Origin of the sequence: uncultured Sulfitobacter sp. (genome assembly GCF_947500075.1) — a bacterium.
Taxonomy (GTDB): Bacteria; Pseudomonadota; Alphaproteobacteria; order Rhodobacterales; family Rhodobacteraceae; genus Sulfitobacter.
The window spans coordinates 153072-177026 of the sequence record NZ_CANMQS010000007.1; the positions used below are offsets into that span (position 1 = coordinate 153072).

The following is a 23955-nucleotide window of genomic DNA, read 5'->3' on the forward strand; positions in this document are numbered from 1 at the left end:
ACCTGTCATGCGCGGTGGGCGCCATTGCGAAGGGTCAGGACCCCGGCTGCAAAAAATCGTAGAGCAAACCCGCGAAGATATCAGGCTTCTCCAGATGAGCCGCATGGGCGCAATCCGGCATAATGGCAAGCTGCGCGTTCGGGATGGTGCCGGACAGCTCCTGGGTCTGCTCCCAAGGGTATGTGCGGTCCTTTTCGCCCCAGATCACCAGCGTCTCAGGCGTGATCCGGGGCAGGAAATCCACACCGGACCAGGATTGCATCGCGTCCAGCCCCGCCGCGATGGCTTGCGCCGCAGATTGCTCTGCGATGGCAGCACACCCGGCATAGCCGGATGCGTCTTCCCTTTGCAGAAACCACGTGGCCGAGATGCGCCGGGCGGTTGCTGTCGGTCCATCTTGCTCTGCCCGCTTCTTGCTTTCCTCAATGGTCTCGAACCGTCCCGGCAAGACACCCGTGGCCCCGGTGCCATAAAGAACCAGACGGTTGATGTGGTCCTGGTCAAGGCGGGCTATCTCCTGCGCGATCATCCCGCCCATGGAATGCCCCAGCAGATTATAGCGCTCCACCCCTTTGCGGCGCAGCTCATCGACAACCCATTGGGCAAAACCCTTGATACTGGACAGGGCAGGCAAATGGTTGTTCGCGCCAAATCCCGGCAGATCCACTGCGATCATGTCAACCGCCCCTTCCAGATCGCTCTGGAGCGCTTCCCATTGCGCACTACCGCCCATGAAACCATGGACCAACACCAAAGGGATCACTTGCGCTGCCCTTGCACGATGCGGTCCAGGATCATCGCGCAGAACAAAATGGCAAAGCCCGCCAGAATCCCCTGCCCCACGTTTGCATATTGCAGCGCTTCCAGCACGTCTTCGCCCAAGCCTTTGGCCCCGATCAGGGAGGCCACAACAACCATCGCCAGCGATAGCATGATCGTCTGGTTGATCCCCGCCCTGATGGACGGGCTGGCGAGCGGCAGATCCACCCGCGTCAGCAGATACCATTTGCTCGCCCCGAAGGAGATCGCGGCTTCGCGCACGCTTTCCGGCACGCCGCGCAGGCCAAGGACGGTCAGGCGGACAACGGGCGTGCCACCAAAGATCATCGTCACGATAACCGCCGCAGGTTTCCCAACGCCGAAGAAGGCGATCACCGGCACCATGAAGACGAAGGCAGGCATGGTTTGCATGAAATCCATAATCGGCTGGATGAAAGCGTAAAACCGGGGCCTGCGCGCTGCGAACATGCCCAGCGGGATGCCAATCACAATCGACAGGCAGGCCGCCGTGCCCAGCAGTGCCAGCGTGGTCATCGCCGCTTCCCAAAAGCCCAAAAGCCCCATGTAGGCCAGAAACGCGCCTGAGAAAATGGCCGTGCGGATGCCCGCCGTCAGCCAGGTCAGCAGCACAATCAAACTGGCAATTACCACCCAGGGGGTCTGCACCAGCACCACTTCCAGCGCGTCCAGCAGCATGCGAATGCCAATGGTCAGCCCGTCAAAGAATGCCTCGCTGTTGCGCACGCACCAGGCGATGAAATCCTCTACCCCGCTGATGCTGGTCAGGCGGATGTTCGGGTCTGTCGGAAAGTCGCTGAGCAGGGAATAGCGCCCCGGAAAACTGTAGTGCAGCATCGCGGCCAGCAGGATCAGGCCCATGAAAAGCGCGCTCAGCACGATATGGGTGACCGGCAGGCCCGAGCGCACCGTGCGGTCCGACAGCCATTCCGAAAACCGCGCCTCAAGCGCCCAGTTGCCGACAACCGCCTGCACGGCCTTGACCACCAGCAGCAAGGCAATGCCCGTTACCACAATCGTCGGACCTTCCGCAGCGAGCGCCTCGGCCTCTGCCCGAATGCCACCGATGGTTTGCTCAAGCGACTCCACCGTGCGCCGGTAGACGTCGATCTTGTCGGAGTTGTTTTCGATGGCAGCGGCCAGCTGCTGACGGCGCAGTTCCAGCGTGCCCTCGATAGAAGCAATCCGCGCCATGGCATCCGCCGCCAGATCCCCGAACAGACCGCGCGCGATCTGGACAAAGGCGAGTGTTTCAATGATCAGAAACGGCAGCGCCCATGACCACAACCCGCGGGCCCCGAACCACACCGGGCCAAAAAGCCCCGCCATCAGGTTGAAGGTGGCCGTGAACCGGGAGGACGCGCCGATCTTGTCAAAATTGGCGATGTAATAGTCCGGGCTGGTGCGCACGAAGGTGCGGATGTTCTCGCGCCTTTCGGCGGCATAGGCCAGTGCGGCTTCGCTTTCGGTGTCTTCCAGCGGGTTCGCGCCCCGTGTCGGTGCATCGGTTGCAGTCATGATACTTCAGTTCCTTCGATCACGGTGCGCAGCAGGTCCGCGCGGGTGATGACGCCGACATCCGTGCCGTTCTCCTCCACCAGAATGCCTGCGCTGGTGTCGATTGCCAGATTGATCAACGTGCTCAGGGTTTCACTGCCATCCACGCGCGGGGCATCAGCGGGCACCGGCCCGTTTTCGGCCAGATATTTCTCCAGCGGCTGCATCACGGCATGGGCGTGCACCACCTTCAGGCGGGAAATTCCGGCAACGAAGTCCGCGACGTAGTCGTCAGCGGGGTTCATCACGATCTCTTCGGCGGTGCCGGTCTGCACCAGACGGCCATCACGCATGATCGCGATGCGGTCCCCGATGCGCACGGCTTCGTCCAGGTCGTGGGTGATGAAAACGGTGGTCTTTTTGAGGATCTTCGACAGGCGGATGAACTCATCCTGCAACTGACGACGAATGAGCGGATCAAGCGCGCTGAACGGCTCATCCATCAAGAGCACATCCGGGTTTGCGGCCAGGGCGCGCGCCAGTCCGACCCGCTGCTGCATCCCGCCTGACAGCTCGTGGGCGAACTTTGCGCCCCATGCACCCAATTCCACAATATCAAGGATCGCCGCCGCCTGCCGCATCCGGTCGTTCTTGCTGACCTGTCGGATTTCCAGCGGCATCGCCACATTGTCCAGCACCGACCGGTGCGGCATCAGTGCGAAATTCTGAAACACCATGCCGATTTTCTGATTGCGGAAGGACTGAAGCTCTTTGGGGCCCAGACCCATGACGTCTGTCCCTTCAATCTCGATCTTGCCGTCTGTTGGTTCGAGCAAGCGGTTGAAGTGGCGCACCAGCGTGGATTTCCCACTGCCAGACAGACCCATGATGCAGAAGATCTCACCCCGGTTGACGGACAGGCTGACGTCGGCCACGCCGACCACCGCATTGTATTTGGCCAAGACCTGCGGCTTGTCGAGCCCCTCTTCACGGATCGCGCGCAGCGCGTCCAGGGGGCGGGCGCCAAAGATCTTCCAAACGTTTGAAATTTCAATAACGGTATCGTCACGCATAACAGGGCACTTCCATGAAAGGGGCGATAGGCCGGTGTTTCCATATGCCGGGGCCCCAAACGGGTCGGGGCCCCGGCAATGTCATTGGGCGTTCAGATCAAAGACCCAGCCACGCATCGACGCGATCCGGGTTCGCCTCAACCCATTCGCGCGCAACCTCGGCAGGCTCACGGCCCTTGCCGCTGATTTCATAGGCAAAACCACTGACATCATCTGCTGTCAGGGAAAAGCGGCTGAAGAATTCGGCAATCGCCGGGGACCGATCCTCAAGGGAGTTGGACCATGCGATCTGCACCTCTTTCAGCGCATCCTTGGTGGCAACGCTGGATTTCTCATACCAGTCGGCGTCATCGGAAGGCTGGATCATGGTATATTTGGCAGGATCAAAAGTCGGCTCGGTCAGCATCTCGACATCGAACATGAACCAGACCGCGTGGGGCTTGTAGCAATAGAAGGCATAGCCTTCGCCCTTGGCGATGCTGTCCTTGATCCGCGCGGTCTTTACGCTTTCCTCAGCCCGGACGGGCTCAATGAAATCAAGCAGGCCATAGTCACGGGTCTTGACCTCGTTCACATTGGCCGACGCCCAGCCGGGGGCGCCGATCCACATCTCGCCTTTGCCGTTGCCATCGCTGTCCATCAATGCGGCCACATCCGGGCGGCCCAGATCGGCAATGTCGGTGATATTGTTGGCCGACGCGAAATCCTTGGACACGCAGAAGCCCTGATTGCCCTCATAGGGGTTGGAGGACAGGGTCACGGTGCCAGCTTCATCGACGTATTTCTTGGTGAAGCTTTCCTGGTTTGGCAGCCAGACATCGGGGTGCACGTCGATGTCGCCTTTGCCCTGATCCATCGCCTGAAAGATCGTGGCGTTGTTGCCGGGGACATATTCAACCGTGCCGCCGATGCGCATTTCAACCACAGCGCCCAGAAGGTGGGCAATGGCCTGTGCACCGGTCCATGTGGGAACGCCGATCTTGACTTCTTCCGCGGCAAAAGCAGGCGTGCTCAGTGCCGCCAGCAAGGTTGCTGTTACAAGTGATTTTCTAAGTGACATATGGTGGTTCTCCTTGTTGGTACGTTTTTGTTTTTAGTCGGTATATCCCGGCAATCCAAAGGTATCGGGATAGCCGAACAGGGCTGCACTGCCGCCCGTGTGCAAAAAGACGACATTGTCCATTCCGTCGAAATAGCCCTTTCGGATTTGGTCAATCAGACCGTCCAGCCCCTTGCCGGAATACACCGGATCAAAAAGCAGGCCTTCGGTCTGCGCCAGCAGCTTGACCGCTTCGATCATGCCGTCTGTCGGCAGGCCGTAGCCGGGGCCGACGTAGTTGCAGTTGGCCCGCACCGCGCTGCGGTCGATCTGAACGCCTGTGCCCAGATATTGCGCCGTGCGTTCGGCAAGATCAAAGACCATCTGCTCCTGCTTTTCCTGCGGGGCCCGGACGCCGATCCCCAGCAGATGGATGTCGCTTTGCAGCGCGGCCAGACCGGCAACCAGCCCGGCCTGCGTGCCGGAACTGCCTGTCGCGTGCACAAGCGCGTCAATGTTCAGGCCAATCCCTGCGGCTTGCTCCACCAGTTCACGGGCGCAATTGACATATCCAAGCGCGCCGATGGGGTTTGAGCCGCCGCCGGGGATGATGTAGGGGACCTTGCCGTCCTGAAGCAGGCTCTCGGCCAGCACCTCCATCTCGGCATTCATATCCGTCCCACCGCCGCGTTTGGAAATCGACGCGCCGTGCAATTGATCCAGCAACACATTGCCGTTCAGATTGTAATCTGGCTCATTCGACCCGGTGCGGTCTTCCAGCAGGATGTGGCAGGCCATCCCCAACTTTGCCGCCGCCGCTGTGGTCTGGCGCGCATGGTTGGACTGTGTCGCCCCTTGGGTGATGATCGTATCCGCCCCCTGCTTTTGCGCGTCCGCCATCAGGAATTCCAGCTTGCGCGTCTTGTTCCCGCCCGAAGAGAGCCCCGTGCAATCGTCGCGTTTGACCCACAGGCGCGGGCCACCCAGCATCTCGCTCAGACGGTCCATCGGTTCCAGCGGGGTCGGCAAATGACCCAGACGCACCTTGGGGAATCTCGCCAGCGCAATCGACAGGTCCTTGCACTTGCTGAGTGTCATTTCAGGAGAGGTTCCAGCGTCGCTCGCGGAAAGCTGATCAGAATCGGTCACGCATTTGCATCCTTGAATGGGGGTCAGGCAAAGTGTGGCGAAGGTAGATGCAGAAAAATAATGCCAATTCGTCAGGCTGCCCATACAAATAGTATGAGCAATAGGGAGATCTACCATGGACATGCGATGGCTGGACGATGTGTTGGTCCTTCTGGAGGAAGGAAACATGACCCGCGCCGCCGCGCGGCGCAACATCACCCAGCCCGCGTTTTCGCGGCGCATTCGCAGCTTTGAAGACTGGCTGGGGGTGAGCGTTCTGGACCGCGGCACCAACCGGGTTGAACTGCGGCCCTCCCTTCGGTCCAACGAAGCGGAAATCCGCGCCCTCGTACAACGGCTGCGCGATCTGCGCGGCAAGATTGCGCATTTTGACCCGGCAAGCTCCACGATCTCGATCGCCGCACAACACGCGCCGGTGTTCTCCACCTTCCCTGACATGGCCCTGCGCGCCAAACGCAGCTTTCCGGCGCTCAGGTTCCGCATGCGGGCGGGCAACCTGCGCGATTGCGTCACGCTCTTCCTGCGCGGCGATGTCAGCATGCTGCTGTGCTACGAATCCGCCAATGCAGGCCCGCTGCCCTTTGGGCAAAGCATCCGGAGGGAGCTTTGGGGATTTGACTACCTCATCCCGGTGGTGGGCGGTGCCTTGCGTTACACAGTCAGAGGCAATCAGGAATTGCCGGAAAACACACCCGCTGTCATCTATCCCGAAAACAGCTACTTCGGCGAAGTGCTGAAACAAGGCGAACGGCCCTTCGGCACCCAAGGCCATGCCGCAAACCCGGCCTGCGAAACGGCTTTCTCCAGCGGGATCAAGGAGCTGGTGCTGAACGGCATCGGCATCGGTTGGCTGCCCTACAGCATGGTCTACCGGGAGGTGGAAGCGGGGGAGCTTATCTCTCTGGGCAACAGCTATGGCAAGGAGCCGCTGGAAGTCGCCGTCTATGCGGACACCACAGATGAGATGTCCGTTGCATTGCTGGATGTCTGGAAGGTTGGCGCGCGGTAGCTGGGCGTTACGCAACCGGCGGGCGGCGGTGCTCACTGGCCAGCAAACCACATCCCACAATGATCACAGCCCCGATCAGCGCGCGGGCGGAGACGACTTCCGAAAAGACGAAGTACCCAACCACAACCGCGAACAGAATGCGCAGGTAAGGGAATGTCGCCAAAGCCGACACTTCCCCAAACCGGTAGGCCTCAACCGTCAGCAACATGCCAAGCGTGCCAAGCGCCCCTGCCGTCAAAAGCAGCGCACCATCCTGCCAACTGACGCCGGTCCAGCCAATGATCGCACCGGGCAAAGTGCCCAGACTGGCCACCAACCCGATCCAGAACATGATCGTGGCGGTATGATCCGTGCGCGCCAGCACCCGGTTCTGAAAGATCAGGATCGCCGCTGCAAAGGCCGAACACAGGCCAAAGATCACCCCCGGCGCCACGCTGAACCCATTCACGCCACTGGCCAGCACCACCCCTGCGAACCCGACCAATGTGGTCAGGCCGCGCGTCAGTCCAATCCGTTCGCCCAGAACAAAGGGCGCAAGCGCGACGACAAAAAGGGAGGTCGTGAAGGTCAGTGTGGAGGCAAGGGCAAGATCAAGTTGCAGGAAGCTTGCATAATAGAGCCACCAGCAGATCAGGCTGGTCAGCCCGCGTATGATCAGCTTGGGCCAGCGGGCGGAGGCAAAAAGCGTTGGGTTTTTGACCGCAATCCAAAGCGCCACAATGACAAGCTGGCAGAGCGAGCGGACAAAGATGATCAGCGCAAAAGGCACCTCCGGATCCAGAAACCGCAGCGCTGTCACATCAGCGGTGAAAACACCGGCAGCAGCCACCAGCAACACCGCCCCGTAACGGTTGTTGATGGCTTCCCCGCCGGTCACCCGCGTCTGTAGGGTTTGAAGGCTGCCGGGGCGATCTGTGCGATCTGGCGCATGATGCGCACCCAGGCCGCCAGCCCGTCAGAAATGGACGAAAGCCGGAAAAACTCGTTCGGCGCATGAAAGTTCTCATCCGACAGCGCAAATGAGAACATGACCGTATCAAGCCCAAGAATCCGGGAGACGATTTCGGTCAGAGGCAGGGACGCACCGATGCGCACCTTCAGCGGCGTCTGCCCCGTGGTATGCTCCAGCGCAGCCACAGCCGCCGCCAACAGCGGGTGATCTTTGGGCACCGCATAGGCACCACCCTGCCCCCGATCCGCGTATATCTCCACGGTGGCACCGGGCGGCACCTGCGCCTTGAGATGCGTGATGACCGCCTGTTTGGCCCGCTCCGGGTCCTGCCCCGGCACCAGCCGCATCGTCAGTTTGGCAAAGGCCTCATTCGGGATCACGGTTTTGGACCCCGCGCCGGTATAGCCGCCCCACATCCCATTCACATCCACCGTCGGGCGCATCCACAGCCGTTCAAGCGTGGAATAGCCCGCTTCGCCGTGGGGCACGGCACCGATGGCATCAAAGGCCGTGTCTTCGTCGTAAGGGATTGCCGCAATTTCATCCCGCTCAGCCTCTGTCGGCTCCGCCACGCCGTCATAGAATCCGGGCGCTGTGATATGCCCCTGCGCATCATGCAGCCCCGCGATCAGCCCTGACAGCACATGCAGCGGATTGGCCACGATGCCCCCGAAACGGCCCGAGTGCAGGTCTTGCGCCGCAGTCTGTACCCGCACTTCAAATCCGGCATTCCCCCGCGAACCGACATTCAGCGCCACGATATCAGGCCGCCACCGCGCCCCATCCGCCGACAGTACCGCATCGGCGGCCAGCAGATCACGGTGCCTCTCCAGAATGCCGGGCAGCGATGGAGATCCGGTTTCTTCTTCCCCTTCGATCAGCAGTTTGACGTTGATCGGCAATTTCCCCTCGACCGCGACAAACGCCGCAAGCGTGTCGAGCGCAATCATCATCGGACCCTTGTCGTCCGAAATCCCGCGCCCATAGAGCCTGCCGTCCCGTTCCGTGGCCTCAAAGGGTGGCGTCTCCCACTTGTCCAGCGGGTCAGAAGGCTGCACGTCATAATGCGCGTAGACAAGGATCGTCGGCGTGCCCGGCGCATCCAGCCGTTCGGCATAGATCGCAGGCTGACCGCTGCCGTCCGGCGGTGTCAGGCGCTGCCGGCTGTCGAAACCCATCGCATCCAGCCGCGCTTCGATGATCCGCCGTGCGTCTTCCATCCCTTGCGCCATGGCAGGGTCCGCCCCTACGGAGGGACAGGCAACAAGCGCTTTGAGCGCGTCGATCAACTGCGGCTGCCGGTCCAGCGCATGTGCAAGAACAGGGTCGGTCATTTCGTCTCTCTTCAGGTTATGCCGCCATCCACGCTCAGGATCTGGCCGCTGATCCATCCGGCTTCCTGCGCCGTCAGGAACGCGGCGGCGGCGGCGATGTCCTCGGGCGTGCCAAGCCTGCGGGTATGGATACGACCCACAAGCTGGGCCTGCCCTTCCGGACCATATGCGTCCCACTGGCGCTGGGTGGCGGGGTTGGATAGGACAAATCCCGGCGCAATGGAGTTGACCGTAATGCCATGCGGCCCAAGCTCTAAACTCAGCTGTTTGGTCAGCCCCACCAGCGCATGTTTGGCCGCCGTATAGGCATGAATACCCGTCAGACTGGGGCGCAGTCCGGCACCGGAACTGATGGTAACAATCCGCCCCCAATGGGCCGCTTTCATCGCAGGCACCAGCGCTTGGGACAGATAGAGGGACGCATCCACATTTACCGCAAAGATGCTGCGCCACGCGTCAGGGTCGACATCCTCCAGCGGCGTGCCCACCTGATTGCGCACCCCGCCTGCGGCATTCACAAGAATGCTCGGATCGCCGTGATCCAACGCTATTTCACGCCCCATTTCCTTGACCGCGGCCGGATCACCCAGATCGGCACCCACCGCAGGAAGCTCCAAACGCTCCGCCGCCACATCAAGAGCCTCACCCCGCAGATCACTGACGACAACCTTGGCCCCGTCCGCTGCCAGCCGGGTGGCGATGGCCGCACCGATACCGCCCACAACGCCGGTCACCAAGGCGGTACGGGCGCTCACCCGATCACCTTGGTCAGTTCATGGAAGGTCTCGACCGACATCTCGCGGCGGCCCTCTTCAATATCATGGATCAGCGCGACCAGCCTGTGCAGCAGTGGCGCATCAATACCGTGCCCGGCCGCAATCTGCGCAACCGCACCCACCTGCGGGTCCACTTCGGTCTTGCGTTTGCGCACGGCAAGGTCGCGGTAGATACCGGTGTGGGTCTTGGCGGTCTTGGCGTTGAATGCCGCCAGATCCGCAAGGCTCCGCAGCGCTGCGGCATCCCCGGCGCCGGGCATGAAGGCACTTGGATCAAATCCGTTGAACGGCTTGGGGTCCACCCCTTCGGCCACCGCCGTCCGCATCACCTCCCGCGCCAGCCCCATCAGGGCGGGCCCCCGTTCGGGGTCGGCAAAGTTCTCTGTCATACTGTCCGGCGTCAGGGCCGTTGCAAACAGCATCGCACCGTAGCCGAGCTTGCCCCACAGATACGCCCAGATGTCTTCGGTCAGCACCGCCTCCGGCTCAAACACCTGCAACAACTTGTGCATGCCCGCCGTGCGGTCTTGCGGCGGCCCTGCGGCCTCTCCCACCACAACCGCGCCGCGGTTGCCAAACAGGATGCGCCCCGGACCGATCCAGTCGGCACCGTAGTTCACAAAAGCCCCCATCGTGCGGGCCACCCCGATGTGGCGGGCAATCACATGTTCATTCAACCCGTTCTGCGCAGACAGCACATACCCGTCTTCAGCCAGATGCGGCGTCAATTGCGCCAGCGCGGCCTCCGTCGCCTGCGCCTTCACGGCCAGCACAATGCGGCTGTAGCTGCCTTCCAACTGGTCCGGCGTCACGCAGGGCACCACTTGGGTGAATGCCGCAACCGGGCCTTCAATCACCAGACCGGTGGTGGCGCAGGCCCTGACATGCTCGGGTACAATATCAACCATCAGAACCGGTACACCGGCGCGCGCCCAATAGGCCCCAAGGATCCCGCCAATCGCGCCCGCGCCCCAGATCAGAACCGGATCATCCATGGCCGAAGTCAGCCCAGGGTCCCTCCAGTTCAGCGCGTGTTTCTGCCACGCCCTGATCCCAGATCGCCTGCATTTCATCGTCCGGCCGCTGCCACGGCCCGCCAAATGATCCGTCCCCCAGCAGCGCGCGCGCCTGCGCGGGCGGGGAGGCTTTCATCTGCGCCATATCAACGGTTGGTTTTTCACCCTCGGGGGCCGGGGCATGGGCCAGCCGGGTCCAGGGAAAGTTCTCCATCCAATTGGCATGCGACCCGGTTGGATCAATCGACTGGATTTTTGCCCATGTCGCAGGCGCATTCCACCAGTTGTGAAACTTGACGGAGATATCGCCGTATTCGGCCATCAACTCCTGCCCCAGCGCGCCGACGGGGTTGTTGCCACCATGTCCGTTGACGATCAGGATCTGCCGAAACCCCGCGCGGCGCAGCGATGCGATGATGTCCCGCACCACCGCCATCAGGGTTTCCACCCGCAGGCAAATGGTGCCGGGATAGGCGTTGAAATAGGGGGCAAGGCCGTAGGGCATGACCGGAAAAACCGGAATGTTCAGCGGCGCCGCGGCTTCCGTCGCGACCCGTTCAGCCAAAATCATATCCACGCACAGCGACAATTGCGCATGTTGCTCAGTGGAGCCGATGGGCAGGATACAGCGCGGGTCACGGGCGGCGGCGGCTTCAACATCGCGCCAGTTCATGTCGGCCACTTTCATTGCGGTGTCCCTTCTTGCAGACTTTGCAGACCGGACGTGGCCTCAGACGGCAATTCCCCTGCCCAGTCCTGTGCGGCCAGCACAACCTTGGACATCAGTTCAGACAGCATTTGCCGCTCCCCGTCCGACAAGGCGGTCAGCATCCGCTTTTCCTGCGCTTCAAAGGCCGGGCGCGTTTCCTCAAACAGGGTCCAGCCCTTTGTGGACAGATGCAACGCCTGTCTGCGCCCGCCCCCCGGTGCCTTGTCGCGCGCTACGATCAGCCCCATCAGCTCCAGCCGGTTGATCGCGCGGCTCAGCGTGTTCTTGGGAAACCCCGAGGTGCGCGAAATGTCCCGCGCGCTGCCTCCATCGGCCAGCGCCAAGGAATAGAGCACCACATACTCCGGCCGCTTCAACCCATAGGTGTCCTGCACCCAGGTATAGAGCGGCGTGTTATACAACAGCGCCAGATAGTTGATCCGAAATGTGAAGGGGCACGGATTGCCCCAAAGCTTGGCCTCCAGCATATCCGGGCCTTGCCCGGCGCTGGTTGTGCCAAAATCTTGATCACAGGCAGTCTGTGGACCTGACATATCTTTGCTGTTCCTCTCAATCACCCCGGTGAGTTCCAAAATGAACTTGACTGCCTCATTATCTCCGCACATTCTGGAAAAGCAAGTTCCAAATGGAACACAAGATACTGTGGATGGGGCATACCGCCTTCTTCACCAACGGGAAGGGAAAATCATGAATTACCGGAAATTCCTTGCACCACTGGCAGTTGCGCTGGGTCTGACGGCGGCGGGGGCCGCGTCGGCGCAGACACTGACGATGGGGGTGCGTGGCGGACCAGAATCGATGGATCCGCATTTCTCCGCACTTGGCTCGCATGCCGAAGCAGCCAAGCATATCTTCGACACGCTGGTCTGGTCGGGCACTGATCTACAGATCGAACCGGGCCTTGCGACCAGCTGGGAACCTGTCGATGAAGACACATGGGAATTCAAGCTGCGTCAGGGTGTGAAATTCCACGACGGGTCCGACTTTGACGCCGAGGACGTGAAGTTCTCCATCGAGCGTATCCCGGTAGTGACCGGTCCGACAACCACGACCATCTATGTGCGCCGCGTGGCGTCCGTGGACATCATCGACAGCCACACTATCCACATCAACACCGATGGTCAGGCCGCCACCCTGCCCAACGACTTCATCCGCCTATTCATCGTCTCCTCCGAGGCGGCAGCGGACTACTCCACCCCTGAAACAGCCGCCGAAGGCTTCAACTCAGGCGCTGCGACGGTGGGCACGGGCCCTTACAAGTATGTCAGCTGGGAGCCCAAGGGCGATCTGGTGCTGGAACGCAACGACGACTACTGGCGCGGCATGGGCGCGTGGGAACAGGTGATCCGCAAGGAAATCCCCAACGACAGTTCCCGTCTGGCGGCGCTGAAAGCCGGCCAGGTTGATGTGATCAACTACGTCTCCTCCGTCGATTATCTGGCGCTGGAGCGGGACGCGAACATTGATGCCGTCAAAGGCGACAGTGTCTACATCATGAACCTGCAACTGGATCAGCGCGAAGACACGCCCCTTGTGCGCGCCATCGATGGGTCCGATCTGGATGCAAACCCATTCCGCGACCTGAAAGTCCGGCAGGCGATTGATCACGCGATTGACCGCCAGACCATGGTGGACATCGTCCTCGAAGGGCTGGGCAAACCTGCCAACCAGATGATGCCTCCTGGCTTCTTTGGCTCCTCCGAAGACATCCCCATGCCGGAATACAATCCCGCCAAAGCCAAGGAACTGCTGGCTGAGGCTGGCTATGCCGATGGGTTCGAAGTTGATCTCTACTGCACCGCTGACCGTCTGCCGGGTGACGGTGCGATCTGTCAGGGTCTGGGTCAGATGCTGACACAGGTGGGCATCAAGACCAATGTCAATGCGATCTCCAAGACCGTGTACTTCCCCGCTCAGGCGCGGCTGGAGTATTCCATGTTCATGAACGGCTGGGGCACCCTGACGGGTGAGGCGTCCTACACCCTTGGGGGGCTGGCGCATACCAACAACCCTGACGTCAAGCTGGGTGCGTTCAACCGCATTGAATACAGCAACGCTGACGTGGACCGGCTGTTGCAGGAAGGTGCCACCATGATGGACGCAAACCAGCGCCGCGCCACCTATGAAGAGGCGATGGAGAAGGTCATGGCGGACAAAGCCTATATCTCTCTGGTGCAGCTTCAGACCGTGTGGGGCGCAAAGGCAGGCATGCTCGACTTCATGCCGCGCTTTGACGAAGACACGCTTGCGTTCTTCATCAAGCCTGCGTCCTAATTGACCAACAGACAAAGGGGCCGGGCGGCTGATGTGTCGCCCGGCCCTTGCTTTGCCCAAAGGGAGAGCTGATGCTCGGCTTCATCATCCAGCGTTTCATGCAGGCCGTTGTGGTGATGGCTGTGATGTCGGTCATCGTGTTCTTTGGCGTCTATGCCATCGGCAATCCCATCGACATCGTGATCCCCCCCGATGCCACGCAGGATATCCGCGAAGAAGCGATCCGGCGGCTTGGCCTCGACCGGCCACTGTATGAGCAGTATTTCATCTTCATCACCAACCTCATGCAGGGCGATCTGGGGCGGTCCTTCGTCTACAACATGCCGGTGCTGGAACTGATCGGCGGGCGGTTGCCTGCGACGCTCGAACTGGTCCTGATCTCCGTCATCTCTGCCACTGTGCTGGGCGTCAGCCTTGGCATCTACGCAGGCTACCGCCCTGACAGCTGGATTTCCAAGACCATCATGGCGGTTTCTGTGCTGGGCTTTTCCGTGCCGTCGTTCTGGGTGGGCCTGATCCTGATCCTCGCCTTCGCGGTCAACCTCGGCTGGCTGCCCGCCGGGGGCCGCGGCGACACGGTTGAGATCTGGGGCGTGCCCTGGTCCTTCCCCACCCTCGACGGGCTGTCGCACATTGTCCTGCCTGCCGTGAATCTGGCGCTATTCAAACTGGCGATGATGATCCGCCTTGCCCGCGCAGGCACGCGGGAGATCATGCTGACCGACACCATCAAATTCGCCCGCGCCGCGGGACTGTCGGAGGCCACGATCCTGCGCCGCCACCTGCTGAAGCTCATCTCCATCCCCATCATCACCGTCTTTGGTCTGGAACTCGGCTCCACCCTCGCCTTTGCGGTGGTGACCGAGACGATCTTCTCCTGGCCCGGGGTCGGCAAGCTGATCATCGACAGCATTGCCGTGCTCGACCGGCCCGTGATGGTCGCCTACTTGATCCTTGTGGCCTTCCTGTTTGTCACCATCAACTTCGTGATTGACCTGACCTTTGCCCTTATTGACCCACGCGTGCGCCATGGGGCCTCTGCATGAGCGATACCAATACACCGCTGCGCCGCTTCTGGGTTGAGTTTCGGGAGAACCGGATTGCCGTTGTGGCGCTGGTCGTCGTGGCGCTGATGATCCTGCTGGCGCTTTTTGCCTCCGTCGTCTCCCCGCAGAACCCCTATGATCTGGCGAACCTGTCGCTGATGGATTCGCGCCGCCCGCCGGGCTTTGTCGGCTCCGGTGGGTATACACATATTCTGGGCACCGACCCGCAGGGCCGTGACCTGCTGTCGGCAATCTTCTACGGCCTGCGCATCTCCATCCAGATCGGGCTGGCGGCAGGGTTTGTGTCGCTCACCATCGGCACCACGCTCGGCATCCTCGCCGCTTATGTCGGCGGGCGGGTCGAGGCGCTGATCATGCGCATGGTCGACCTGCAACTGTCCTTCCCTGCGATCCTGCTGGCGCTCGTTATTGTCGCCCTGCTGGGGCAAGGCAAGGCGCAGCTGATTGGCGCACTGGTTGCCGCGCAATACGCCTATTTCGCGCGCACGGCCTATGGGGCGGCCAAGGCCGAACGCGGCAAGGATTACATCGAAGCAGCACTTGCCACCCCGCTCAGCGCGCGGCTGGTGGTCTGGCGGCACATGCTGCCCAACTGCACGCCGCCGCTCATTGTGGTGGCCACGGTGCAAATCGCCAATTCGATCTCTCTGGAAGCGACCCTCAGCTTCCTCGGCCTCGGCCTGCCGGTGACGGAACCCTCCCTCGGCATGCTCATCTCAAACGGGTTTCCCTATATGATGAGCGGCCGCTACTGGATTTCCGTCTACCCCGGTGTGGCCCTGATCATCCTCATTGTGGCCATCAACATCGTCGGCGATCAGGTCCGCGACCAGTTCAACCCGAGGCTGCGGAAATGAGCAATCCGGTCCTCAGCGTCACCAACCTGACCACCCATTTCTTCACCCGTGCAGGTGTGGTGAAAGCCGTCGACGGCGTCTCCTTCGATCTCGCTAAGGGAGAGATCATGGGCCTTGTCGGCGAAAGCGGATCGGGCAAGACCGTCACGGGCTTTTCCCTTCTGGGGCTGGTGGATGCACCGGGGCGGATTGTGGAGGGATCGGTCAAACTCAACGGAACCGAACTCACCACGCTCTCCAACACCGATCTGCGCGACCGGCGGGGGCGGGAGATTTCGATGATCTTCCAGGACCCCATCGCCACGCTGAACCCGATGCTGACCATCGGTCAGCAGATGAAGCTGGCGCTGGATGCCCACGAACGGTTGAGCACCCGTGCGGCGCTGGCACGTTCCGCTGAACTGCTCGAACAGGTCGGCATTCCTTCTGCCGCCGCTCGTCTGCGCGCCTATCCGCATGAATTCTCCGGTGGGATGCGGCAGCGTGTGGCGATTGCCATCGCGCTCCTGCACCGTCCTGCGGTGATTGTTGCCGATGAACCAACGACTGCGCTTGATGTCTCGATCCAGGCGCAAATTCTCTACCAGATGCGCGATCTGGCGGCTGAGACGGGGACCGCGATGATCTGGATCAGCCATGACCTTGCCGTGGTCTCCAGCCTCGCCAGCAAGCTCGCGGTCATGTATGCAGGCCGCATTGTGGAACAGGGGCCAACGGCCACGCTGTTGCGCGACCCGCGACACCCCTATACCGCAGGCCTCATCGCGTCGCTGCCCGCGATGGCGAAACCCGGCACACCGCTCACCCAGATCCCCGGCACCACGCCGTCGCTCCTGTCCCTTCCCCCCGGCTGCCCGTTCGCGCCGCGCTGCACTGAAGCGACAGACAGATGCAGCACCGATCCACAGATGACGCTTGATGACGACCGCGGCTGGCGCTGCTTCCATCCGGGTGGTCTGCCGGAAGGGGCCACGGCATGAGCGACTTTCTCAAGATCAACGATGTCAGCAAGGTCTTCGGCCCGAAACTGACCACCGGCGAAAAGATCGCCGCCAAGCTGGGCAGCAAGGTGGAGACGCGCTCCGTCCGCGCGGTGTCCGATGTCACACTCTGCGTCCGCAAAGGCGAAACGCTGGGTCTGGTTGGCGAATCCGGTTGTGGGAAATCCACGCTGGGGCGGGTCATCGCAGGCATTCTGCCGCCCACCTCCGGCACCGTCGCCATCGACGGCGCCCCGGTGATGGAGAACGGCACCAAGGTCACCACCCGTGTGCAAACCGTCTTTCAGGACCCGTTCGCCAGCCTTGATCCGCGTATGAAGGTGGGTGACACGGTCTCCGAAGGCCCCATCGCCCACGGGCTGACCACCCGGTCAGACGCCCGACACTACGTTGCCACATGGTTCGAACGTGTCGGGCTGGATCCGGTCTGGGTCGACCGCTACCCCCACCAGTTTTCCGGCGGGCAGCGCCAGCGGATCGCGATTGCCCGTGCGCTGGCCATGCAGCCCGATGTGCTGATCTGCGATGAACCTGTCGCCTCGCTCGATGTCTCCATCCAGGCGCAGATCATCAACCTCTTTCTGGAACTCACCCGCGATCTGAACCTGACCTGCGTGTTCATCAGCCACGACCTGTCCGTCGTGCAGCACGTCAGCGACCGGGTCGCCGTGATGTATCTGGGTCGCATCGTTGAACTGGGGCCGGTTGCAGACGTCTTCGGCACCCCCGCCCACCCCTATACGGCCGCGCTCTTTGGCAGTGTGCCCAAACTTGTTGTCGATGCGGATGAACTGGTGCGCTTCGACACCATCGAAGGCGAAGTCCCCTCGCCCCTCTCGCCCCCCTCTGGTTGCTACTACCACCCCCGCTGCCCGCTCGCCGGGCCGACGTGCAAAACCACGCAACCCCTGACGCAAAGCGTGTCAGACCTGCGCGCCGTGGCCTGCCATCATTATGCGCAGCAAATGGCCACAAACAAAGCTGGCTAACCGCCCCGCACCACCGGGAACAGATCGCAATCCAGCGGGTCGCCGGGCTGAATGCCCGGATCGCGCAGCATCGGTTGCAGGTTGGGACGCGGGTCATAGGTCGCATCCGCCCCCGCCCACCGGATGATATACGCCCGGCGCTTCTGCGTGAGGCTGGAATTCCCCGGCGCGCCATGCACCGTCAAACCATGGTGCAGCGTGCAATCGCCCGGCTCCATCTCATATTGCGCGAACTCATATTGATCGCGGTTGGCATCAATATCAGGCACCTCAGGCAGGTCTTCCTTGTAAAGGTCCTTGTCCTTGAAAGAGACCGCCTTGAACCGCTGGCCCCACTTGTGGGAGCCCTTGATGTACTCAACCGCGCCCGTCGCGTTGGTGACCGGATCAAGCGCGATCCACATCGTCGCCACCTGATCGCCCGCCACTGGCCAATAGGTCTGGTCATGGTGCCAAAGCGTCGGCGTTGAAGTGCCAGGATCCTTGATCAGGAACTGATCGAAGATCACGTTGATCTTCTCTGACTGCAAGACGGCGCTGGCCATATCAGCCGCGGGAGAGTGCCAGACGAACTCTTTCAACGGCGGATGATGAGCCCAGACAAAGGTATCACCAAAAAACCGTCCCGTGCCTTCGCGGGAGGCATCCACGGCCATGGGGCTGGGGTTGCGGGTGTTTTCCTCAGCCATGTCGCGCAGGAGGCCGATTGTTTTGGCATCAAAGAACTGGCGCAGACACACCACACCGTCGCGGTCGAATGTGTCTATTTCATCCTGAGTGATCGCGCGGATAGGGGCGTAGTGCATCGGTCGGCTCCTCCTGCAAAGGCTGTGACCCAGCCTAGCGGGTGACCACCCGCCATGTCTACACGAGGTCCCGCACCGGGGGGCCAGACGCCTTCAGGATCTAGCTCAGGCCGTATGCAGCCCATGCCCAGACCATGGCCACATAGGTCAGCTGGTGCAATGTCTGATCGAAACCAAACGCCCGCCAGTATCCCGCATCAGCAGGTGTATGGGCCTTGATATCAGAATACCGGCCTTTGCCCCAATCGATGTGGTAGTGCACCAGCCATTCAGCCAGAACAATCCACAAGACAACGCCCGACAGCGCTCCCATCACGAAAAACGCCAAAGCCGAGCCGACTGCGTGGATGCCCGCATGCTGGGCGCGGCCCAGATGCACATACCGACCGCGTCCGTCCAACATGCGCGGGGTCTGCAGATAGAAATCCGCTAACATATGTTTCACCTGCAGCAGGACCAGCAGGATCAGCACATCATTTAAAACGTCGAACAAACACACACTCCACGCAGTTACACCACCAGCCTAGTGCGCCCTGCCCCGCGCAGCAACATTCCTGTGGTTAAGACCAAAGCACTTGGTTCTGTCGCCCTTTCCTTGCTACCCTGTCCCAACGCCGTTGCAGAGCCCGCGGGGGACACTGCAGTTTATCCGAATTGGACTGCCACCATAGAACGCTCGATTTTTGCATTCATCTGGAAATACTCCAAACGTGACCAACTGATCCTGCTGCTTGTCACGATCACATTGTTTCCATTGCTTTATCTGACGCTTGAACTGCCCAAGCGGATCATCAATGACGCCATTGGGGCGGGCTCTCCGGTGGTGGATGTCTACGGCGTTCAGATGTCGCAGATCATGTTCCTGGGCCTTTTGTGCGGGCTGTTTCTGCTGTCGGTTTTTGTCCACGGCATCATGAAAATGCGCATCAACACGATGAAAGGTGTGCTGGCCGAACGGCTGTTGCGGCGCCTGCGCTATACGTTGATCGCCCGCATTTTGCGCTTCCCCGCCCCCTATTTTGAACGGACCTCGCAAGGGGAACTGGTGTCGATGGTCACCTCCGAATCTGAACCGATGGGCGGTTTGATGGGAGATGCGCTGGCCCAACCGGTGCTTCAGGCAGGGCAGATGCTGACCATTCTGGGGTTTCTGTTTTTCCAATCCATCACCTTCGGCCTTGCCGCCTGCGCGCTGATCCCGTTGCAGGCTTGGCTGATCCCCCGTCTGCAAAGGCGCATCAACCTCTTGAACAAGAAACGCGTGCAACAGGTGCGCGCGCTGGCAGCGGAGATCGGGGAAGGCTCGGTCGGGGCGGCGTCCCTGCGCACCAATGGGGGCGTCCGCTACCGGATGGCGATGATTTCCGACCGGTTGGGGCATCTTTATTTCATCCGGTTTGATATCTTCCAGAAGAAGTTCTTCATGAAGTTTATCAACAACTTCATCACACAGCTGACGCCATTCTTTTTCTATTCCATCGGGGGCTACCTGACGATCAAGGGGGAGATCACCGTCGGCGCGCTGGTGGCCGCATTGGCCGCCTACAAGGATCTGTCCAGCCCGTGGAAAGAACTGCTGGCATACTACAACCAGACGCAGGACATGTCGCTGCGCTGGGACACGATCATGGAACGCTTCGCGCCCAAGGGCATGGTTGAAGCCCAGCTGTTCGACGGGGAGCCTGACGCCATCCCTGCCCTGAACGGTGACATCGAACTGGCAGGCGTCACGGTACGTGATGAAGACGGCAACCCCGTTCTGGAAGACCTGAACACTACGTTGCGCGCGGGCACGACCATCGGCATCACCGCCCCCAAAGACGAAGACCGCCGCGCTTTTGCCGAACTGCTGATCCGCGAAATCCCGCCCGCCAGCGGGAAAGTGATGTTGAGCGGGCTCGATCTGGCGGAACTGCACCAAGGCGTGATCTCGGCCCGAATCGGGCATGCGACCTCCCGACCTGTGATGTTCATGGGCAGCTTTGGCGACAACGTCCTGATGCCGCTGAAACATGCGCCACAAAATGACCAAGGCGATCCCCGGCTCATGAAAGAGGCCGCCGGATCCGGCAACAGCCTTGATCCCGTTACAGCGGAATGGATTGACCCCTCTCTGGCCCGCATGGAAAGCACGCTGGAACTGCGCGACTGGTGGCTGGGGCTGGTAGAAGGCATGGGCCGTGGCAACGCGCTGTTCCGGCGCGGGTTGGATCAGCGTTTCAGCCCCGAAAGCTATCCCCGTCTGGCACGGCAACTGGTTGATCTGCGCGCTGAACTGGCCGCCACCCTTTCGGACGCGGCGTTGTCGCAATACGTCCATTTCTTTGATGAAGATGCGTATAACCCGGCCCTGCCCGTGGGCGACAACCTGATGTTTGCCACGCCGCGTGTGCCGATCACGGTTGACCTGCTGTCAGGGCATCCGCACTTCATGCAGCTTCTTGTCGAATTCAATCTGGAACAGGACCTGCTGCAACTGGCCGTCGACATGATCGACCTGCTGCGCCAGATTTTCGGCATGGACGGCACCGATCACCCGCTGTTCCGCAATCTGGGGCTGGAAGCGGAGAGCTATGAGAAAGGGGTCGATCTGGTCGCGAAGAAACGCAAGGATCTGCCGCTTTCATCTCAGGAAGAGGCCCATCTGATCGCCGTCCCCTTTGTCATATCGGCCGAGCGGATCGGGGCGGCTTTCCCTGAGAATATGAAGACGCGGGTGCTGTCCATGCGGCGCGACCATGGGCACGCTTTGCAGGAACGGATGGATGACCTCTTTGCCCTCTTGCGCGCGGATGAATGCGTGCCGGGCCTGTCGGTTCTTGAAAACGCGCTCTATGGGAAAATCTCGGAAAGCGCGGGTTCCAAAGGGGATGAAGTCCGCCGTGTTGCGGCCAACCTGCTGATCGAAAAGGGGATCGACAGGCTTGTGCCAGGGCTGATCTTTGACATGCCGATCACCCTTGGCGGCAGTAACCTGCCTGCGCTTTATGCGGAATTGCTGGCGGTCAGCCGCGCTTCCATCAAACGGCCGGACATTCTGATACTGGATGCGGTGCTGGCCAGCTATGATGCGGACACGCAGCGCGCGCTGTTCGACAAGTTGCGTGATCTGCTGCCGGAAACCACGTTGATCTTCCTCAATACCGCGCATGAGGACATCAGCCGATTTGACACCCATTTTGAACTGCAACAGGGGCGCATCGTGGGCGACACGGCACAAAGTGACACAGGTGAAGAAGGCGGCGTTGGCGCGGATCTGGCCCGCAAGCTGGCCACCTTGGAACAAACCGATCTGTTCTCGGGCCTTGATCGGAAACAGCTGCGCCTGCTGGCGTTTGGCGCGCGCTGGTATAAGGCAAAACCGGGGGAATACGTCTTTCACAAGGACGATGATCCCAGCGACGGCGCCTATGTGGTGGTGGAAGGCGAAGCAGACCTGCTGCTCCCGCAGAGCGGGGGGGAAGACACCCTCATCGGCACCATCGGGTCCGGCAAACTGGTGGGGGAGCTTGGCCTCATCCGCAATGTGCCGCGCGCGCTGGATATGAAAGCCGCGACCGAACTGACCTGCCTGCGCATCGGCGCGGAAGAATTCCTCGCCGTGGTGGAGAACGACGCATCAACCGCCTACAAGCTGCTTCAAGTGGTTGCAGGCTACGTCACGAACTAGGACCAGCGCACCGCGCGCAACGGCGGCGCGCTGGCATAATGCGCCCGTTACCCGCCCGCGATCTGCTTGGCTTTCTCCACCAGCACTTCGGCCTGACGGATCGACGCATAATCAATCAACCGTCCATCCAGGCTGACCGCTCCTTTGCCTGCGGCTTCGGCTTCTGCCATGGCTTCCAGAATGCGTTTTGCCTTGGTGATCTCCGCTTCCGACGGGCTCATCACCTCGTTTGCCAGCGCGATCTGGCTGGGGTGGATGGCCCATTTACCTTCACATCCCAGCACTGCGGCGCGATACGCGGCTGCCTTGTACCCCTCAGGGTCCTGAAAATCACCAAACGGCCCGTCAATTGGACGCAAACCATTGGCACGCGCGGCCACCACCATCCGGGCCAGCGCATAGTGCCACATGTCGCCCCAATGGGTGTCCCGGCTGCCGTCAGCAGCAGGGTCGGTCAGCACGGCGTAATTCTCATTCACCCCGCCAATGACCGTGGTGCGCGCGCGGGTGGAGGCGGCATAATCCGCCACACCGAAATGCAGGCTTTCATTCCGCTTGGATGCGCCCGCAATTTCCGAGATGTTCTGCATCCCCAAAGCGGTCTCGATGATATGCTCGAACCCGATGCGTTTTTTGTAGCCCTTGGCGTCTTCGATCTGCGTCACCATCATGTCGACGGCATAGACATCCGCCGCCGTGCCGACCTTGGGTACCATGATCAGATCAAGCCGCTCGCCCGCTTGTTCCACCACGTCAACCACGTCACGGTACATGTAATGTGTGTCCAGCCCGTTGATCCGAATCGACATGGATTTGGTGCCCCAGTCGATTTCATTCAGCGCCTTGATGATGTTCTTGCGCGCCTGTTCTTTCTCGTCCGGCGCCACCGCATCCTCAAGATCAAGAAAGATCACATCAACATCAGATTTCGCAGCCTTTTCAAACATTTCTGGCTGACTGCCGGGCACGGCCAGTTCAGAACGGTTCAGGCGGCCGGGGGCCTGTTCGACGGGGTGGAATGACATGATCTGCTGCCTTTCTAGCAAGTAATAATATTGCGGCAGATAGGTTGAGAATGAACGATTATGTCAAGGAGAGTTTCGGTCTATCTGGGTATACCGTCGCCCTGATCCCGCTCAAGCGCCAGCCGGGAGGAGTAGTAAAACGCGATGGCCTGCGCCCGGTTTTTGACCGACAGTTTTTCAAAGAGGTTGGACAGGTGAAACTTCACCGTGTTGATCGAAATCGACAGCTCTTTGGCCAGCTCGCGGTTCGTCAGCCCCTTTGACAGCGCCTCCAGCATGACCCGTTCCTTGCGGGACAATTGATGGATCGGATCTGACTGCAACTCCCGCACATCGAGGAAGGGAAACACCATCTTTCCCGCCGCAACGTCCATGCAGGTTTCCAGCAACGTCTCCGCCGCGCTGGATCGCGGGGCAAAGGCCGCCGCACCTGCCGTCATCGCGAGACGCGGCAAATCGCCGGTATCCTCGGCATAGACCACCACCCGCGGTGCATTGGCCTGATCGCGCAGCACTTCGATCAGCTTCGCGCCGCCCAGCGCCGGCAGGTTCCAGTCAATCACGCCAATCTGCACCGGCACCCGCATGACCGTGCCCAGAAACCCTTCCGCCGTGGCCGATGTGGCCACCAGAGAGAATCGCGGATCACGGTCAATAATCTCTGACAGGGCCGACAGAACCAGCGGATTGCTGTCCGCCAGCATAATCCCAATCGGCGCCCCAGAATCGTTAACACTTTGATTCATATTTACTTATTCCAATTTACTACCCATTTGGGTGGCTTCACAAACGGTATACAATGGTATTTTTACACCTTTGGGTGGGTAAATCCCCACCCATATAGATACCCAAAAGCAGGAGTAAGGGGCGTTGTGGTAAATGTCCACGCCCAT

General features: G+C 60.8%; 22 protein-coding genes. 7 read left to right on the top strand and 15 right to left on the bottom strand.

The genetic code is table 11. The features are described 5' to 3' along the window. Positions 1–34 precede the first annotated feature (34 nt). The 5 genes from Q1A91_RS19735 to Q1A91_RS19755 all read right to left on the bottom strand — a co-directional run bounded on the left by Q1A91_RS19735 (position 35) and on the right by Q1A91_RS19755 (position 5505). Positions 35–763: an alpha/beta hydrolase gene (locus Q1A91_RS19735; protein ID WP_299881781.1), complete on the bottom strand. Its 729-nt coding sequence runs from the start codon at positions 761–763 to the stop codon at positions 35–37. Next, positions 760–2316 (bottom strand): proline/glycine betaine ABC transporter permease, encoded by a 1557-nt coding sequence (locus Q1A91_RS19740; RefSeq protein WP_299881783.1) that lies wholly within the window; start codon positions 2314–2316, stop codon positions 760–762. Before Q1A91_RS19740 ends, Q1A91_RS19735 begins: the two co-directional genes overlap by 4 nt. After that, positions 2313–3368 (bottom strand): glycine betaine/L-proline ABC transporter ATP-binding protein, encoded by a 1056-nt coding sequence (locus Q1A91_RS19745; protein WP_299881785.1) that lies wholly within the window; start codon positions 3366–3368, stop codon positions 2313–2315. The genes Q1A91_RS19740 and Q1A91_RS19745 overlap by 4 nt, the downstream gene beginning before the upstream one ends. Positions 3369–3465: 97 nt before the next feature. Beyond that, entirely contained in the window at positions 3466–4428 is a 963-nt protein-coding gene (locus Q1A91_RS19750; RefSeq protein WP_299881786.1) for a glycine betaine ABC transporter substrate-binding protein, read from the bottom strand. 33 nt (positions 4429–4461) lie between these two features. Further along, complete coding sequence (locus Q1A91_RS19755; protein WP_299881949.1) at positions 4462–5505, bottom strand: D-cysteine desulfhydrase; 1044 nt, start codon at positions 5503–5505, stop codon at positions 4462–4464. A gap of 166 nt (positions 5506–5671) precedes the next feature. Here Q1A91_RS19755 and Q1A91_RS19760 point away from each other — a divergent pair, with 166 nt between their 5' ends. Further along, on the top strand, positions 5672–6565 hold the full coding sequence (locus tag Q1A91_RS19760; RefSeq protein ID WP_299881788.1) for a LysR family transcriptional regulator: 894 nt from the start codon (positions 5672–5674) through the stop codon (positions 6563–6565). A gap of 7 nt (positions 6566–6572) precedes the next feature. On the opposite strand, the gene Q1A91_RS19765 is transcribed toward Q1A91_RS19760, so the two are convergent. Genes Q1A91_RS19765 through Q1A91_RS19790 form a run of 6 tightly spaced genes read right to left on the bottom strand, consistent with a single transcriptional unit; the run spans position 6573 to position 11840 of the window. Further along, positions 6573–7442 carry a DMT family transporter gene (locus Q1A91_RS19765; protein WP_299881790.1) on the bottom strand — a complete coding sequence of 290 codons (870 nt, stop codon included), beginning with the start codon at positions 7440–7442 and terminating at the stop codon, positions 6573–6575. Continuing rightward, the gene (locus Q1A91_RS19770; protein WP_299881792.1) at positions 7439–8851 is read right to left on the bottom strand and encodes a dipeptidase; all 1413 of its coding nucleotides are present in this window, start codon (positions 8849–8851) and stop codon (positions 7439–7441) included. Before Q1A91_RS19770 ends, Q1A91_RS19765 begins: the two co-directional genes overlap by 4 nt. Positions 8852–8862: 11 nt before the next feature. Then, positions 8863–9606: an SDR family oxidoreductase gene (locus Q1A91_RS19775; RefSeq protein WP_299881794.1), complete on the bottom strand. Its 744-nt coding sequence runs from the start codon at positions 9604–9606 to the stop codon at positions 8863–8865. Continuing rightward, entirely contained in the window at positions 9603–10622 is a 1020-nt protein-coding gene (locus tag Q1A91_RS19780) for a ketopantoate reductase family protein (protein WP_299881796.1), read from the bottom strand. Before Q1A91_RS19780 ends, Q1A91_RS19775 begins: the two co-directional genes overlap by 4 nt. Then, positions 10615–11331, bottom strand: coding sequence for a creatininase family protein (locus Q1A91_RS19785; RefSeq protein ID WP_299881799.1), 717 nt, complete (start codon positions 11329–11331; stop codon positions 10615–10617). Before Q1A91_RS19785 ends, Q1A91_RS19780 begins: the two co-directional genes overlap by 8 nt. Then, positions 11328–11840 carry a MarR family winged helix-turn-helix transcriptional regulator gene (locus Q1A91_RS19790; protein WP_299881800.1) on the bottom strand — a complete coding sequence of 171 codons (513 nt, stop codon included), beginning with the start codon at positions 11838–11840 and terminating at the stop codon, positions 11328–11330. The genes Q1A91_RS19785 and Q1A91_RS19790 overlap by 4 nt, the downstream gene beginning before the upstream one ends. A 220-nt stretch (positions 11841–12060) precedes the next feature. On the opposite strand from Q1A91_RS19790, the gene Q1A91_RS19795 reads away from it, so the two are divergent. The 5 genes from Q1A91_RS19795 (at position 12061) to Q1A91_RS19815 (ending at position 17561) form a co-directional block, all read left to right on the top strand. After that, complete coding sequence (locus tag Q1A91_RS19795; RefSeq protein WP_299881802.1) at positions 12061–13647, top strand: ABC transporter substrate-binding protein; 1587 nt, start codon at positions 12061–12063, stop codon at positions 13645–13647. 71 nt (positions 13648–13718) lie between these two features. Next, a complete protein-coding gene (locus tag Q1A91_RS19800) occupies positions 13719–14693 on the top strand; it encodes an ABC transporter permease (RefSeq protein ID WP_299881804.1) in 975 nt (324 codons plus the stop codon). Beyond that, entirely contained in the window at positions 14690–15571 is an 882-nt protein-coding gene (locus tag Q1A91_RS19805) for an ABC transporter permease (protein WP_299881806.1), read from the top strand. Before Q1A91_RS19800 ends, Q1A91_RS19805 begins: the two co-directional genes overlap by 4 nt. Beyond that, entirely contained in the window at positions 15568–16551 is a 984-nt protein-coding gene (locus Q1A91_RS19810; protein WP_299881808.1) for an ABC transporter ATP-binding protein, read from the top strand. Before Q1A91_RS19805 ends, Q1A91_RS19810 begins: the two co-directional genes overlap by 4 nt. Then, complete coding sequence (locus Q1A91_RS19815; RefSeq protein ID WP_299881810.1) at positions 16548–17561, top strand: ABC transporter ATP-binding protein; 1014 nt, start codon at positions 16548–16550, stop codon at positions 17559–17561. Before Q1A91_RS19810 ends, Q1A91_RS19815 begins: the two co-directional genes overlap by 4 nt. Here the strand turns inward: Q1A91_RS19815 and Q1A91_RS19820 are convergent. After that, positions 17558–18367, bottom strand: a complete 810-nt coding sequence (locus tag Q1A91_RS19820; protein ID WP_299881812.1) for a phytanoyl-CoA dioxygenase family protein — start codon at positions 18365–18367, stop codon at positions 17558–17560. The two genes, Q1A91_RS19815 and Q1A91_RS19820, sit on opposite strands and share 4 nt — an antisense overlap. Positions 18368–18467: 100 nt before the next feature. After that, positions 18468–18860, bottom strand: coding sequence for a DUF3307 domain-containing protein (locus Q1A91_RS19825; protein ID WP_299881814.1), 393 nt, complete (start codon positions 18858–18860; stop codon positions 18468–18470). A 186-nt stretch (positions 18861–19046) separates the two neighbouring features. Between Q1A91_RS19825 and Q1A91_RS19830 the strand changes: the two genes are divergently transcribed. Then, entirely contained in the window at positions 19047–22037 is a 2991-nt protein-coding gene (locus tag Q1A91_RS19830) for an ABC transporter transmembrane domain-containing protein (protein WP_299881951.1), read from the top strand. 47 nt (positions 22038–22084) lie between these two features. Here the strand turns inward: Q1A91_RS19830 and Q1A91_RS19835 are convergent, their stop codons facing one another. Further along, positions 22085–23062, bottom strand: coding sequence for a CoA ester lyase (locus Q1A91_RS19835; RefSeq protein ID WP_299881816.1), 978 nt, complete (start codon positions 23060–23062; stop codon positions 22085–22087). A gap of 80 nt (positions 23063–23142) precedes the next feature. Continuing rightward, the gene (locus Q1A91_RS19840) at positions 23143–23808 is read right to left on the bottom strand and encodes a response regulator transcription factor (RefSeq protein WP_299881818.1); all 666 of its coding nucleotides are present in this window, start codon (positions 23806–23808) and stop codon (positions 23143–23145) included. Positions 23809–23955 lie beyond the last annotated feature (147 nt).